Origin of the sequence: Streptomyces pyxinicus (assembly GCF_024753135.1) — a bacterium.
Taxonomy (GTDB): domain Bacteria; phylum Actinomycetota; class Actinomycetes; order Streptomycetales; family Streptomycetaceae; genus Streptomyces; species Streptomyces pyxinicus.
In genome coordinates this window covers 1-13,267 of sequence record NZ_JANUGP010000048.1, presented here as the reverse complement: position 1 = coordinate 13,267, position 13,267 = coordinate 1, and the positions used below count along the sequence as shown (strand labels likewise).

The window sequence follows — 13,267 nt, the reverse complement described above, 5'->3', positions numbered from 1 at the left end:
CCGCCATGACCGACGACCTGGAGCGCTCGACCGGCACCGGCCGGCTCGTCACCGGCGTGGCCTGGGCGGTGCTGCTGCTCGGCCTGTGGCTGTGGGGGCGTGGCGTGACCGGCGTACCGGACGGGCCGGCCGCCGGTGACGTGTTCGCTGTGGGGGGAGCCGTGGACCCCGCTTCGCTGCCGCCCGCCGCGAAACCCCTCTCCGCCGCCCGGCCCCAGCGCGTCGACATCCCCCAGCTCGGCGTCACCGCACCCGTGACGGCCCGCGGTCTGGACGCCGACGGCGCCGTCGACCCGCCGCCCTACGACCAGGCGAACGTGGTCGGCTGGTACGGCGCCGGCACCGCGCCCGGGGCCGCCGGGGCCGCCCTGCTGGTCGGCCATGTGGACACCCGGACCCGGCCCGCCGTCTTCTACAAGCTCAGCACCCTCGAAACCGGCGAGACCGTGCGCGTGGTCCGCGCGGACGGCAAGGTCGCCCGGTTCACCATCGACGACGTCCGGGTCCTGCCCCGCGAGGACTTCGACGCCCGGCAGGCCTACGCCCCGCACCACCGGGGCCGCGCCGAGCTGCGCCTCATCACCTGCGGCGGCACCTTCGACCGCGCGCGCGGCACCTACACCGCCAACGTCGTCGTCTCCGCCTACCTCACCGGCACCGACGGCTGACCGCCGGTGCCGGACAGCCGCGCCCGGACGTTGCCGAAGTGCTCCCGTATGGCGCGCTCCGCCCGCAGCGCGTCCCCGGAGCGGACCGCGTCCAGGATCTCCCGGTGCTGGCGGCAGGTGACCCGCGGATCCTGCGGCACGTCCACGAGGTCGCGCTGCACCCGGTGGAAGGCGTCCCAGAACGCCTCCAGCACCTCGCACAGCAGGGTGTTGTCCAGCCCCCGGTAGAGGGTGGCGTGAAAGGCGCGGTCGGTCGCGGCGAGCCCGGCCCCCCGTGCCGCCTCCTCGTCCATGCGGTCGACGAGGGCCTCCAGCTCGGCCAGGTCCGCCGCGGGCAGCCGCCCGGCCAGCCGGGACACCAGCCCGGTCTCCACGGCCTCGCGCAGCTCCAGCAACTGGAGCAGCGAGTCCTCGCCCCGGTAGTGCCCGGCGACGGTACGGAAGGCCAGGCCCTCGATCATCGGGGCGAACGACATCGGGCCGACGTACGTCCCGAAGCCGTGCCGGATCTCCACGATGCCCATGGCCTGGAGCGCCTTGAGCGCCTCCCGCACCGAGTTGCGGGAGGCCCCCAGGTACTCCATCAGCTCCGGCTCGGTCGGCAGCGGGGCGCCCGAGGGCAGCCGCCGGTCGACGATCAGCTTCTTGATCCGCTCCTGGAGGTCCCGGGCTGCCATGGCCAGAGCGTATCCGGCCAATCGGCATGCGAAAGGCCCCCCGTGTGAACGAGGGGCCTTCCGGTCGGTGCGCCGCCAGGGACTCGAACCCCGGACCCGCTGATTAAGAGTCAGCTGCTCTAACCAACTGAGCTAGCGGCGCCTGCTGACAGGGAAAACTCTACCCGACGTGCGGGGGTGCTCCCGACCACCCGGGTGCGACCCGGCGGGGGGGCGGGCGGACCGGCGTACATCATTCGGACCGTCAAAATGCGCGTCCCGTGGACGCTTGGGAAACTGATCGACGTGCACACTCGCGGACAGAACCCCCCCGAATGTGAGGCAGCTCGCATGTCCGCTCCGGTGTTCGAGGAATTCGATCCCGCGAGCGACTGCGACTGCCCCGGCTGTGTCCACTGGCGACGGGTGCGTCCCCGCCTGTCGTCCGGCCGCCTCGGCGGCCACCCGGCGGCCTGCGGGGTCGTCGTCATGGCCGCCGCGTCCGCCGTCCTCGGCGGTACCGCCCCGGCCACCGCCGTCACCCCCGGCCACGCCCCGCACCGCGAGGCCGACCCCGGTGACGGCGAGCCCGCCACCCCGCAGGGCGCCAGGTCCCCGCTGCACGGCCGGGTGGGCACCCTGGCCGAGCCCGGCGTCGCGGCGGTCCCCGCCACCACCCGGACCGAGATCGTCAACCGGGCCAAGGCCTGGGTGGCCGCGCGGGTGCCGTACAGCATGACCGCGTACTGGACCGACGGGTACCGGCAGGACTGCTCGGGCTATGTGTCCATGGCCTGGGGCCTGCCGGGCAACGAATGGACGGGCAGTCTCGGCCAGTTCGGCGTGAAGATCACCAAGGCGCAGCTCCAGCCCGGCGACATCCTGCTCTTCCACAACCCGGCCAACCCCGAGAACGGCTCGCACGTGGTGATCTTCGGCGGCTGGACCAACTCCACGCACACCTCCTACACGGCCTACGAGCAGACGCCCCCGCACACCCGCCGGCAGAGCACGCCGTACGCGTACTGGAGCAACTCCGCGAAGTACGTCCCCTACCGCTACAAGGGGGTGGCCGCCGGCACCGCGGGCGCGCCGGCGGCTGGCAGGACCGTGGTGCCGTACCCGGGCGCGGCCTACTTCGGGCCCGGCGCCGACAACACGTACGTCACCCTGCTCGGCCGGATACTGGTCGCGCGGGGCGCCGGCTCCTGCTACGCGACGGGACCCGGACCGGTCTGGGGCGAGGCGGACCGGCGCGCCACCCGGGCGTTCCAGCGCGCCCAGGGCTGGAGCGGCGCGGACGCCGACGGACTGCCCGGCCCGCGCACCTGGGAACTGCTAACCACGGGCAAGGGCCGGAGCAGTACGCCGGACCCGGCGCCGCCCGCCTCGCACGGAGTGCCCGGCTACCCCGGGCGCGCCTTCTTCCGGCCGGGCGCCGCCAACGACCACGTCACCCGGCTGGGCGCCCGGCTGGTGGAGAAGGGCTTCGGCGGGTGCTACGCCCTCGGCCCCGGCCCGCACTGGGGCGAGGCGGACCGGCGTGCCGTGGAGGCGTTCCAGCGGACCCAGGGCTGGCGCGGCGGCGCGGCGGACGGCTACCCGGGCCCGGAGACCTGGCGGCGCCTGTTCGCCTGACCGGCCCGCTCGCCCGAGCCGGAACCCCGATCCTCCCCCCGATCACCCCACCCCTTTCCGAAGTTCATGACGCATCTGGCGCGGAGGCTGGAGGCACGCATGAGTACGACGACCTCATCCATCCCACCCGAATCCGAGGGGCCCTTGGAGGGTGCCGCGACCGCGGTCACCCGCCCGGTCCGGCTGATCCAGAACGAGGCGACCACCGAGATCCCGGTCCACCTGCTCTTCCGGGACGAGCCGGACCCGGTGAAGGTGCCGCTCAAGCCGGCCGTCGTCGGCCGCAGACAGGGCACCGGCGAGCAGCCGCGCCTCGGCCGCCCGGCGCCGGTGCGCGGCCGGCCGCTGCCGCAGGTCGACCCGGAACTGGTGGAGCGCCCGGCGCGGGTGCTGCCCGGCCTCGCCGGGGTGTTCGCCGGGGCCTGCGGGCTCACCGGCTGCCTGGCCACCACCTGGTGGGCCGGGCTGCTCCCGTCGCTCACCGCCGAGGCGCTGCGGCTGCCGGCATACCCGGGCGCGGGCCTGGGTCCCGCGCAGTGGGCGTCGTACGCCGGGGCCGGGGCGCTCGGCGCGTTCGGGTTCGGCGGGCTGACCCGGGGGCGGACCGGGCGGGCCTGGGTGCTCGGCCTGTTCGGCCGGTACCGGGGGACCGTGCGGCGCACCGGGCTGCTGTGGGTGAACCCGCTGGCGCGGCGCCGCCGGGCGGACGTGCGGCTGCGGCACTGGCGCAGCGAGGCGATGCCGGCGGCCGACCCGGACGGGATGGGCCTGCGGGTGGTGGTGCTGGTGGTGTGGCGGGTACGGGACACCGCGCGGGCGCTGCTCGGCATCGAGGACCACGAGGCGTATCTGCGCGAGTGCGTGGAGGCGGCGCTGGCCCGGGTGCCGGTGGAGCCGGCGGGCGGCACCCGGGGCGGGGTGACGGCGGTCGGGGACACGCTGACCCGGCTGGTGGCGCAGGAGGCCGCGGGGGTCGGGGTGGAGGTGTTCCAGGTGCGGCCGGTCCGGGTGGAGTACGCCCCGGAGGTCGCCGCCGCGATGCGGCGGCGCCGGATCACCGCGCTGGACGCCCGGCAGCGGGCCACCATGCTGACCTCGGTGGTGGACTCGGTCGAGGACACGGTGACCCGGCTGACCGTGCGCGGGCTGGTCGCCCTGGACGACTACGAGCGCAAGGTGCTGGTCCGCGACCTGACGGTGGCGTTCTGCTCGGGACGCGGCGAGCCGGTGTGACCGCCCCGTGACCGCCCCGTGCGGGCCCCCGGCGATTGCCTTCAGCGATTGGTATGGACATGTTCAACTCGCACCCATAACCTGAGACTTGGTCTAGACCTGACCCCTGCACAGCTCACTGAACACCCCACGTTCTCCAGGAGCGGCAGCATGCGCACCAAGACCAAGTTGTCCGCAGTCGTGCTGGGTGCGGTGACCGCCGGAGCCTTCGCGCTCTCCACCGGCGGCGCCAGCGGGCACGGCTACACCGACCTCCCCATCAGCAGGCAGAAGCTCTGCCAGAACGGCACCGTGGCGAACTGCGGCTCCATCCAGTGGGAGCCGCAGAGCGTCGAGGGCCCCAAGGGCTTCCCGGCCGCCGGTCCCGCCGACGGCCAGATCTGCAACGGCGGCCTGAGCCAGTTCGCCCAGCTCAGCGCGCCCCAGACACCGTCCGGCGCGGCCTGGCCCACCACCAGGGTGACCGGCGGTCAGTCGTACACGTTCCGCTGGCAGTTCACGGCCATGCACGCCACGACCGACTTCAAGTACTACGTCACCAAGCAGGGCTGGAACCAGAACCACAACCTCGCCCGCTCGGACCTCAACCTCACCCCGTTCCTGACGGTGCCGTACAACGGCCAGCGGCCGCCGGCCACACTCAGCCACAGCGGCACCCTGCCGTCCGGGCTGAGCGGGCACCACGTCATTGTCGCGGTGTGGACCATCGCCGACACCGGCAACGCGTTCTACGCCTGCTCGGACGTCACCTTCTGATCCCCCCTCGGGCAGGGTCCGCGTGCGCCGGCACGACTGCCGGCGCACGCGGATTCCGGGCAGCCGGGCGCGCTCGCGAAGCCTGAGCCTTACTTGAGCGAATCCGGCGCTCCCCGCGGGTAACTTCCTCGCACGCCGCCTCGACCGGTGCGGCGACGTGACCTCGGGGGACCGCGTGTTCGAGATGCTCTTCTACGCCGTGCCGGTACTGATGATCGGCGGCTGCGGCTGGGCCGCCGTCAGGCTGGTGCGCCGCGCCCGGCGGATCAGCAGGACCTGGAGCCGCGGGCTGACCACCCAGGCCCGCTGCCTGCGGACGTACACCACCACTCGCGGGGGCGGCGGGGACACCTCCGTGCGCACGACCCTGCACCACGTCTACGAGTTCACCACCCTGGACGGCCGCACGGTCCGCTTCGAGGAGGGGAACGGCCCCGCCACCGTCCTGGAGGGCGACCTCGTCACCGCCCGCTATCTGCCGGAGCAGCCGGAGCGGGCCACCGCGCTGCCGCCCTCGCCCGGCCGGCTCGCCGCCTCCACCGGCGCCGCCCTGGTCTTCCTCGGGGTGGTCGTCGTCTTCTGCGCCGTCTTCATCGGCATGGCGCACACCGCGTTCGCCGAGGCCGACACCATGTTCCCGTGACGGAACACCGAAGGGCCCCCCGCCGAGGCGAGGGGCCCTTCATCTGTGCGCCGCCAGGGACTCGAACCCCGGACCCGCTGATTAAGAGTCAGCTGCTCTAACCAACTGAGCTAGCGGCGCATGACTCCCGCCGTCCGCTTCCCGCGGCCGGCGACGAAGAAAATACTACCCGGTCCCCGGGGGTGCTCGTGACCACTGCGCCGGTGGTCAGAGCGCCAGGGACAGCAGGACCGGTGCCGCGCCCCGGTTCAGCGCGTCGGCGGCCCGCTTCAGCCGGTGCGCGTGCGCCACCGGGAGCGAGAGCGCGAGGCAGCCCACCGACGCGCCGGCCGTGATCGGGACGGCCGCGCAGACCGTGCCCACCGCGTACTCCTGGAGGTCGAGGACCGGGACCGTCGGCGGCTGCGACTCCAGGCGGGACAGCAGCAGCTTGTCGCTGGTGATGGTGCGGGAGGTGAGCCGGGCCATCTTGTGCCGGGACAGGTGGTCGCGGCGGCCGTTGTGGTCGAGCTGGGTCAGCAGGCTCTTGCCCACGGCCGTCGCGTGCGCCGAGCAGCGGAAGTCCACCCACTCGTTGACCGCCGGGGTGCCGGGCCCGGCGGCGTACTGGGTGACCCGCACCTCGCCGTCCAGGTACCGGCTGATGTAGACGGCGGCGCCGACCGAGTCCCGCAGCCGGTCCAGGGTGTGCTGGAGCTTCTCGCGCAGCGCGCGCTCCCGGTCGTGCGCCGAGGTGAGACGGCGCAGGGTGTCACCGGTGACGTACGCCCCGTCGGCCGTCCGGACGACGTACCCCTCGCGGCGCAGCATGCGCAGCAGGGCGGTCAGCCGCTCGGCGCCGAGGCCGGTACGGCGGGAGAGCCGGACGTCCGTGACGCCCGCGGGGTGGAGCGCCACGGTCTCCAGCACGCGCAGGGCGTCCTGGGCGGAGTGGTACGGGGCGGTCGGCTCGTGCATCAGCGCCACGGTGTCTCCCCTGCGCTCGCTCGGTGGGCCGCGAAGCCGCGAAGCCGCGTGTCCGATCGGCGGATCGGCGGATCGGCGGATCGGCGGATCGCTACCACGATAACCGGCAATGGGCTGCCGAGCAGCGGTTGTTGGCAAGATCGCACCGGTCGCCTCGCGGGTCAGTGGCCGGGAACGTACCCCCGCTGCTTGTCCACCACGTTCGGCAGCGACCTGCCCGCCGCCCAGCGCTCGTACATCTCCACGAACTGGACCGACAGTTCATCCCGCCAGCCGACCGTGTCACCGCTCATGTGCGGGGACACCAGCAGCCCCGGCAGCCCCCACAACGGGCTCTCGGCGGGCAGCGGTTCGGCGGCGAACACGTCCAGCGCGGCGCCGGCGATCCAGCGCCGGGTCAGCGCCGCGGCGAGCGCGTCCTCGTCGACCAGCGGACCGCGCCCGACGTTCACGAAGAACGCCGAGGGCTGCATCACGTCGAAGCGGTGCGCGTCGAACATGCCGTACGTCCGCTCGGTCAGCGGCGCCGCCGCGATCACCCAGTCCGCCCGGGAGAGCAGCCGGTCCAGGTCGGCCGGGCCGTGGATGCCGGCCCGCGGCACCCGCCCGACCAGCGCCGTCGTCACGTCCAGCGCCTTCAGCGTGCGCACGATCGCCCGGCCGACCGGCCCCGAGCCGACCACGCACGCGCGGGTGCCCGCCACCCGCCGGGTCTCCCGGTGCCGCCAGACCCGCTCCCGCTGGTACTCCAGGGTGCGCGGCAGGTCCTTCGCGACGGCCAGCACCAGCGCCGCCACGTACTCCGCGATCGGCCGTTCGAAGATCCCGCGCGCGTTGGTCACCACCGTGTCCGAGGCGGCCAGCTCCGGGCAGAGCAGGTGGTCCACGCCCGCGCTCGCGGTGTGCACCCAGCGCGGCCGGGGCCCGCCGCCCGGCCACGCCTCCCGTACGGCGCCCGAGGTGAAGTCCCACACCAGCAGCACGTCCGCCGCCGGCAGGTGCCCGGCCAGGTGCGCGGCGTCCGTGTGCACGATCCGGGCGCGCCCGGTGAGGCGGCCGAGCCGGGGCGGCGGCTCGGCGTCGAGCACGAGCACGGTGGGCGAGGACGGCGTCATACGGGGCGGCTCCCGGCGTCCGGCGGGCGGGGACCGACCACGCTCGCACCCCGGCCCACCGCCGTCAACACGGTCGGCCGCGCCATCCGACGGGCCGGCGCGCACCGGGCGCTGTCGGCCAACCAGGTCACGCGGAGGGGCGGCACTGCGCCGACTGGGTACCCGACACGTACGGGCCGTGCGCGAACGGCCCGTACCGCCCGAAGAGACCCCAGGAAGGCTGGACATGACCGCACTCGGATTTCTCTGCCCGGGCCACCTCGCCGAGGACGACTATCCACGCATGGAGCAGTTGCTCGGCAGTGACATCCGGCTGGATCTGGTGCGCACCGAGACCGGCGAGGACGCGTCCTTCGGGGTGGCACCGCGCGGGACGGGCTCGGCTGAACGGCTCGGCTCGGCTGAACGGCCCGACTCGGCCGAACGGCTCGCGAAGGGCGTGGAGGGTCTGCGGCTGTCCGGGGCCGAGACCGTGGTCCGGGCCTCCACCAGCGGCGGCTTCGCACACGGCTGGGACGGCGCCCAGGAACAGGTCAGGGAGCTGGCCCGGCTGGCCGGGATGCCGGCCTCCTCGACGTCGTTCGCCTTCGTCCACGCGGCCCGCGAGCTGGGCGTGCGCCGGGTCGCCGTCGGCGCGCCCTACCCCGCGGACGTCACCGCCCTGTTCGCGGACTTCCTGCGGGCCGGCGGCCTGGAGGTGACCGGCGTGCACTCCGCCGGACCCGCCGCCGGAGCGGAGGCCGGCACCTGGGGTGAGGAGGAGGTACTGGCCCTGGCCCGCGCGGCGGACACCCCCGACGCGCAGGCGGTCCTGCTGCCGGACACCGCCCTGCACACCGCCGCGCACGTCTCCCTGCTGGAGAAGACCCTGTCCAAGCCGGTCCTCACCGCCAACCAGGTCACCGTCTGGGAGGCCCTGCGCCTGGCCGACCGCCGGGTGAACGCGCCCACCCTCGGCGCCCTCTTCACCCGGGAACCGCTGGTGCAGGCCTGAGGGGGCGTCCCCGGCCGGAATAAGAGAGGCCGGTCTCCTGTTCGACAAGGGCGCAACCGCCCACGTCACACCAGGAGGCCTCACCGTGTCGGCAGACGAGATCCGGGGCACGACACACGGGACCGCCCCCGTCCCCCTCTCCGTACTGGACCTGGTGACCGTCGGCGCCGGCAGTACCGCCACCGACGCCCTGCGCACGAGCGTCGAGCTGTCCCGGCTGGCCGAGGCCCGCGGCTTCCACCGGTACTGGGTCGCCGAGCACCACTCCATGCCCGGCGTGGCCTCCTCCTCGCCCGCGGTGATCCTGGCCCACCTCGCCGCCCGCACCGAGCGCATCCGGCTCGGCTCGGGCGGCGTCATGCTGCCCAACCACGCCCCGCTGGTGATCGCCGAGCAGTTCGGCACCCTGGAGGCGCTGGCCCCGGGCCGGATCGACCTCGGCCTCGGACGGGCACCGGGCACCGACGGGGCCACGGCCGCCGCGCTGCGCCGTACCGACACCCTGAACGAGGGCGCCGACGACTTCCCGCAGCAGCTCGCCGAGCTGATCCGGTTCCTGGACGACGACTTCCCCGACGGCCACCCCTACCGCAAGATCCACGCCATCCCCGGCCCGGTGCAGGGCAGCGCCCCCGGCGGTGTGCAGTCCCCGCACCGGCCACCGGTCTGGCTGCTCGGCTCCTCCGGGTTCAGTGCCCGGCTGGCCGGCGTACTCGGCCTGCCGTTCGCCTTCGCGCACCACTTCTCCGCGCAGAACACCGTCCCGGCCCTCGACCTGTACCGGCAGTCCTTCCGCCCCTCCGAGGTCCTGGACGAGCCCTACGCGCTCATCGGCGTGTCCGCCCTCGCCACCGACGAGGCGCGGGAGGCCCGCCGGCAGACCCGCGCCATGGCGCTGAACATGCTGCGGCTGCGCACCGGCCGCCCGGGCCTGTTCCCGGACCCGGCGGAGGCCGAGGCCCACGAGTTCGGCCCGATGGAGGAGGAGTTCATCGCCTCCTGGTCGGCCAACGTCGTGCACGGCACCGCCGACGAGGTCATAACCGGACTGGACGACCTCCGGAAGCGCACCGGCGCCGACGAGCTGATGATCACCTCGCACGCCCACCGGGGCGAGCTGCGCCTGCGCTCCTACCGGCTGATCGCCGACGCCTACGGGTTGCCGACCGCGTAGCTCTGCGTCCCCAGCAGCTCGGAGATACGATCCGGCGACACCGGGCGGGAGTACAGCCAGCCCTGTCCGGTGTCGCAGCCGATCCGGCGCAGCCGGGTGGCCTGGGCCGAGGTCTCCACGCACTCCGCCGTCACGGTCAGCCCGAGCCGGTGCGCGAGCTGGATCATCGCCTCCACGATCACCTCGTCCGCGGGATTCGGCGCCAGCGCCTTCTGGTCGCCCTCGTACTGGAAGCCGCGCACGAAGGAGCCGTCCAGCTTCAGCACCTTCACCGGCAGCCGGCTCAGATAGGCGAGGTTGGAATAGCCGGTGCCGAAGTCGTCGATGGCGATGCGCACCCCCATGTCGCTGAGCGCCTGGAGGGCCTGGAGCGGCCGGCCGGCCGAGCCCATCACGGCGGACTCGGTCAGCTCCAGCTGGAGCAGCTGCGGGGCGAGCCCGGTCTCGGCGAGCGTCTCGGCGACATCGGCCACCAGGTCGGAGTCCCACACCTGGCGCACCGCCACGTTGACGCTGACGAAGATGGGCGGCTCCCCGGGGTGGTCCTGCTGCCAGCGCCGGGCCTGCCGGCAGGCGGTGACCAGCGCCCAACGGCCGAGCTGCACGATCGAACCGTCCTCCTCGGCCAGTCCGATGAACCGATTCGGCGACAGCATGCCGAACTGCGGGTGATGCCACCGGATCAGCGCCTCGACCCCGCTCAGCCGCCCGTCCCCCATCCCGACCAGCGGCTGGTACTCCAGGGCGAACTCCCCGCGCTCGATGGCCGGCCGCAGCATCGACGACAGCGCCTGACGGGTCATCCGGTGCGCGTTGCGCTCGGGGTCGAACAGCGTCCAGCGGCCCTTGCCGTCCGCCTTCGCCCAGTACAGCGTCGTGTCCGCCGCCTGCATCAGACCGGTGGCCGTGGTGCCGGCCGCCTGGCGCTCCACCACCCCGATGGACGCGGTCAGCGACAGCCGCTGGCCGGCCAGGTCGAAGGGCTCCTCCAGCGCCTTCAGCGCCGACTCGGCGAGGTCGGCGAGCTGTTCGGTGCCGGTGGAGTCCTCCACGAGCAGCGCGAACTCGTCACCGCCGAGCCGGGCCACCAGCGGGGTCGCGGCCCGGGCGTACCCGGCCTCGTCGGCGACCCGGGTCAGCCGCTCGGCCACGGCCGCGAGCAGCCGGTCGCCGACGCGGTGGCCGAGGGTGTCGTTGACCGCCTTGAAGCCGTCCACGTCCAGGTAGCACAGCCCGATCCGGCCGGTGCCGCTGCGCTCGTACGCCTCCGCCTCCAGGGCGGCCGTCAGGCGCTCGAAGAACAGGGTGCGGTTGGGCAGCCGGGTGACCGGATCGTGCATCTGCAAGTGCCGTAGCCGCGCCTGGAGTTCCCGGCGGCCGCTGACGTCGGTGAGGGACAGCAGCGCCCCCGGCCGGCCGCCGCCCAGCGGGGCGACGGTCACCTGCACCCAGACCGAGTGTCCCTCGGGGTGCTTGAGCCGGCGCGTGCAGCGCAGCCGCGCCTGCCGGCCGCCGAGCACCTCCCGGTAGGCGTGCCGGCTCCGGGCGTCCGTGGAGAGGCCCACCAGGTCGGCGGCGGGCCGCCCGGTCAGTGTCTCCGGGTCCGTGCCGAGCAGCGCGCCGAAGGCGGTGTTGGCGCTGACGACGCTGCCGTCCGGGTCCACGACCGCCATGGACAGCGGGGCGGTCGCGAAGACACGGTGATAGATGGTGTAGTCACTGTCAGTTACGGCCGACCGGTCGAGGTCTGCCGCGGGCGTCGGCCCTTCGGACGTTCCGCTCACCGCTTGCTCCCGCAGTGCACTCGATCTGTGTCCGTGCCGGAAAGTGTGCCGATCATAGAGGCTGGCCCCGGGCCCTTCCAGCCACTCTCCAGTCTCCCGGACGGAGTACAGGTTCTGACAGATCGTTTCTGCCCGCACCTGGACGGCTTCTTCGGCCCTTCGACCAGTTGTGACGTTCCGTGAGTGATTCGGGGTGTTGAGCGCCGTGGTGCGCTCCGGCGCAGTACAGGCGCACTCACCCTTCTGGTGCAGGTGAACAGGGCATAACCGTACAAAGCGCAGCAGTGTGGGTGCTGGTCCCCTGAACCGCACCCGGAGGTCATGTCCGTGCCCAAGCTGCGCAGCACCGCCGCCGTGTGCACCACGCTGTCGGCGCTCGCCGCGACCTCGATCCTCACCGGCCCCTCGGTGGCCGAGCCCTTCTCGACGGCCCCCTGCGCCCTGCACCGCACCGAGGCCCACCACTCCGAGGGCGTCGACACCTGGAACACCGACTACGCCCGCCCCACCGGCACGGTCGACGCGGTCATGATCTTCCTGTCCTTCCCGGACGCCACCCCCCGCACCACCCCGGCCGAACTGACCGCCGACCACTTCCCGGCCACCAGCCGCTTCTACGAGCAGGCCTCCTACGGCAAGTTCACCCTGCGCCCGCACCCGCTGCCGCACTGGCTGCGGATGCCGCGCCCGTCGTCGTCGTACGCCATAAGGCGGGACTGGAGCGCCCAGGACCGGGCCGCCTATCTGCGGGACGCGTTCGCGGTGGCCGACAAGCAGGTCGACTTCTCGCGCTACCCGGTCGTGTACTTCGTCGCCGACCCGGACGCGCCCGGTGTGGACTCGGACGCCACGAAGGTCGTCAACCTCGACACGCCCCTGCGGGTGGACGGTACGGACGTCCGGCGGGTCGTCACGGTGTTCGAGAGACATCCGCCGGACCGGCTGGTCCTCGCCCACGAGACCGGCCACGTCTTCGACCTGCCCGACCTCTACCACCGCCCGGTCGACGGCAAGGGCGACTGGGACACCTTCGTCGGCGACTGGGACCTGATGGGCAGCCAGTTCGGCCTGTCCCCTGACCTGTTCGCCTGGCACAAGTGGAAACTCGGCTGGCTCGACCCCCGCCAGGTCGCCTGCGTACGCGGCACCGGCTCGACCCGCCTCACCCTGGAGCCCCTCGCGGCCGGCCCGGGCGTCCCGGTACGGGGCACCGCCGGCGCCCCCGCCTTCGGCCTCGGCAACGGCGTGAAACTCGCGGTCGTCCGCACCGGCCCGGACAGCGCCCTCGCCTTCGAGGCCCGGAGCCCGGCGGGCAACGACCGCGCGACCTGCCGCCAGGGCGTACTGGCCTACCGCGTCCACGGCAGCGCCGAGTCCGGCGGCGGCCCGGTCGAGGTCATCGACGCCCACCCCCACACCGAGGCCTGCTGGGAGAACTCGGTCTATCCACCCCTGGCCGACGCCCCGGTGGCCCTGGGGGAGTCCTTCACCGTCCCCGGCGAGGACGTGAAGGTGGAGGTGGAGAACCGCACGGCTTCGGGGGCGTGGAACGTGAAGATCACGGCGGGGGTGGGGGGGGTGGCGGGGGGGGGGGGGGTTGCGACGGGGGGGCCGGGGGCTGTCGGGCCGCGGCCGGGGGG

The 13,267-nt window shown here is 73.7% G+C and carries 12 protein-coding genes and 2 tRNA genes; 8 read left to right on the top strand and 6 right to left on the bottom strand.

Going from position 1 to position 13,267, the window contains the following annotated elements; genetic code table 11:
* Positions 1-5: 5 nt before the first annotated feature.
* Positions 6-668 carry a class F sortase gene (locus NX794_RS34255; RefSeq protein ID WP_258783593.1) on the top strand — a complete coding sequence of 221 codons (663 nt, stop codon included), beginning with the start codon at positions 6-8 and terminating at the stop codon, positions 666-668.
* On the opposite strand, the gene NX794_RS34250 is transcribed toward NX794_RS34255, so the two are convergent.
* Both NX794_RS34250 and NX794_RS34245 read right to left on the bottom strand, forming a co-directional pair.
* On the bottom strand, positions 644-1,345 hold the full coding sequence (locus tag NX794_RS34250) for a FadR/GntR family transcriptional regulator (RefSeq protein ID WP_258783592.1): 702 nt from the start codon (positions 1,343-1,345) through the stop codon (positions 644-646). The genes NX794_RS34255 and NX794_RS34250 overlap by 25 nt on opposite strands.
* 68 nt (positions 1,346-1,413) lie before the next feature.
* A tRNA-Lys gene (locus NX794_RS34245) sits at positions 1,414-1,487 on the bottom strand.
* Positions 1,488-1,675: 188 nt separating this feature from the next.
* Here NX794_RS34245 and NX794_RS34240 point away from each other — a divergent pair.
* The 4 genes from NX794_RS34240 (at position 1,676) to NX794_RS34225 (ending at position 5,594) form a co-directional block, all read left to right on the top strand.
* Positions 1,676-2,962, top strand: a complete 1,287-nt coding sequence (locus tag NX794_RS34240) for a peptidoglycan-binding protein (RefSeq protein WP_258783591.1) — start codon at positions 1,676-1,678, stop codon at positions 2,960-2,962.
* A gap of 99 nt (positions 2,963-3,061) precedes the next feature.
* Positions 3,062-4,195 carry an SPFH domain-containing protein gene (locus NX794_RS34235; RefSeq protein WP_258783590.1) on the top strand — a complete coding sequence of 378 codons (1,134 nt, stop codon included), beginning with the start codon at positions 3,062-3,064 and terminating at the stop codon, positions 4,193-4,195.
* A 150-nt stretch (positions 4,196-4,345) separates the two neighbouring features.
* Positions 4,346-4,951: a lytic polysaccharide monooxygenase auxiliary activity family 9 protein gene (locus tag NX794_RS34230; RefSeq protein ID WP_258783589.1), complete on the top strand. Its 606-nt coding sequence runs from the start codon at positions 4,346-4,348 to the stop codon at positions 4,949-4,951.
* A 184-nt stretch (positions 4,952-5,135) separates the two neighbouring features.
* The gene (locus NX794_RS34225; RefSeq protein WP_258783617.1) at positions 5,136-5,594 is read left to right on the top strand and encodes a DUF3592 domain-containing protein; all 459 of its coding nucleotides are present in this window, start codon (positions 5,136-5,138) and stop codon (positions 5,592-5,594) included.
* Positions 5,595-5,640: 46 nt separating this feature from the next.
* Here the strand turns inward: NX794_RS34225 and NX794_RS34220 are convergent.
* The 3 genes from NX794_RS34220 to NX794_RS34210 all read right to left on the bottom strand — a co-directional run bounded on the left by NX794_RS34220 (position 5,641) and on the right by NX794_RS34210 (position 7,675).
* Positions 5,641-5,714 (bottom strand) — tRNA-Lys (locus NX794_RS34220).
* A gap of 87 nt (positions 5,715-5,801) precedes the next feature.
* A complete protein-coding gene (locus tag NX794_RS34215) occupies positions 5,802-6,560 on the bottom strand; it encodes an IclR family transcriptional regulator domain-containing protein (protein WP_258783588.1) in 759 nt (252 codons plus the stop codon).
* Between the two features lie 161 nt (positions 6,561-6,721).
* Entirely contained in the window at positions 6,722-7,675 is a 954-nt protein-coding gene (locus NX794_RS34210; protein ID WP_258783587.1) for a D-2-hydroxyacid dehydrogenase, read from the bottom strand.
* A 226-nt stretch (positions 7,676-7,901) separates the two neighbouring features.
* Here NX794_RS34210 and NX794_RS34205 point away from each other — a divergent pair, with 226 nt between their 5' ends.
* Positions 7,902-8,669 (top strand): maleate cis-trans isomerase family protein, encoded by a 768-nt coding sequence (locus NX794_RS34205; RefSeq protein WP_258783586.1) that lies wholly within the window; start codon positions 7,902-7,904, stop codon positions 8,667-8,669.
* Positions 8,670-8,754: 85 nt separating this feature from the next.
* Positions 8,755-9,843 (top strand): LLM class flavin-dependent oxidoreductase, encoded by a 1,089-nt coding sequence (locus NX794_RS34200; protein ID WP_258783585.1) that lies wholly within the window; start codon positions 8,755-8,757, stop codon positions 9,841-9,843.
* On the opposite strand, the gene NX794_RS34195 is transcribed toward NX794_RS34200, so the two are convergent.
* Positions 9,822-11,627, bottom strand: coding sequence for a putative bifunctional diguanylate cyclase/phosphodiesterase (locus NX794_RS34195; RefSeq protein ID WP_258783584.1), 1,806 nt, complete (start codon positions 11,625-11,627; stop codon positions 9,822-9,824). The genes NX794_RS34200 and NX794_RS34195 overlap by 22 nt on opposite strands.
* A gap of 321 nt (positions 11,628-11,948) precedes the next feature.
* Here NX794_RS34195 and NX794_RS34190 point away from each other — a divergent pair.
* Positions 11,949-13,267, top strand: a 1,319-nt coding sequence (locus tag NX794_RS34190; RefSeq protein ID WP_258783583.1) for a M6 family metalloprotease domain-containing protein, incomplete at its 3' end; no start/stop codon positions are given.

What these genes read in the sequence shown, in the direction of transcription:
- NX794_RS34230 (WP_258783589.1), top strand. Translation starts at nt 4,346, where the DNA reads ATGCGCACCAAGACCAAGTTGTCCGCAGTCGTGCTGGGTGCGGTGACC.
- NX794_RS34250 (WP_258783592.1), bottom strand. Translation starts at nt 1,345, where the DNA reads ATGGCAGCCCGGGACCTCCAGGAGCGGATCAAGAAGCTGATCGTCGAC.
- NX794_RS34205 (WP_258783586.1), top strand. Translation starts at nt 7,902, where the DNA reads ATGACCGCACTCGGATTTCTCTGCCCGGGCCACCTCGCCGAGGACGAC.
- NX794_RS34210 (WP_258783587.1), bottom strand. Translation starts at nt 7,675, where the DNA reads ATGACGCCGTCCTCGCCCACCGTGCTCGTGCTCGACGCCGAGCCGCCG.
- NX794_RS34255 (WP_258783593.1), top strand. Translation starts at nt 6, where the DNA reads ATGACCGACGACCTGGAGCGCTCGACCGGCACCGGCCGGCTCGTCACC.
- NX794_RS34225 (WP_258783617.1), top strand. Translation starts at nt 5,136, where the DNA reads ATGCTCTTCTACGCCGTGCCGGTACTGATGATCGGCGGCTGCGGCTGG.
- NX794_RS34240 (WP_258783591.1), top strand. Translation starts at nt 1,676, where the DNA reads ATGTCCGCTCCGGTGTTCGAGGAATTCGATCCCGCGAGCGACTGCGAC.
- NX794_RS34235 (WP_258783590.1), top strand. Translation starts at nt 3,062, where the DNA reads ATGAGTACGACGACCTCATCCATCCCACCCGAATCCGAGGGGCCCTTG.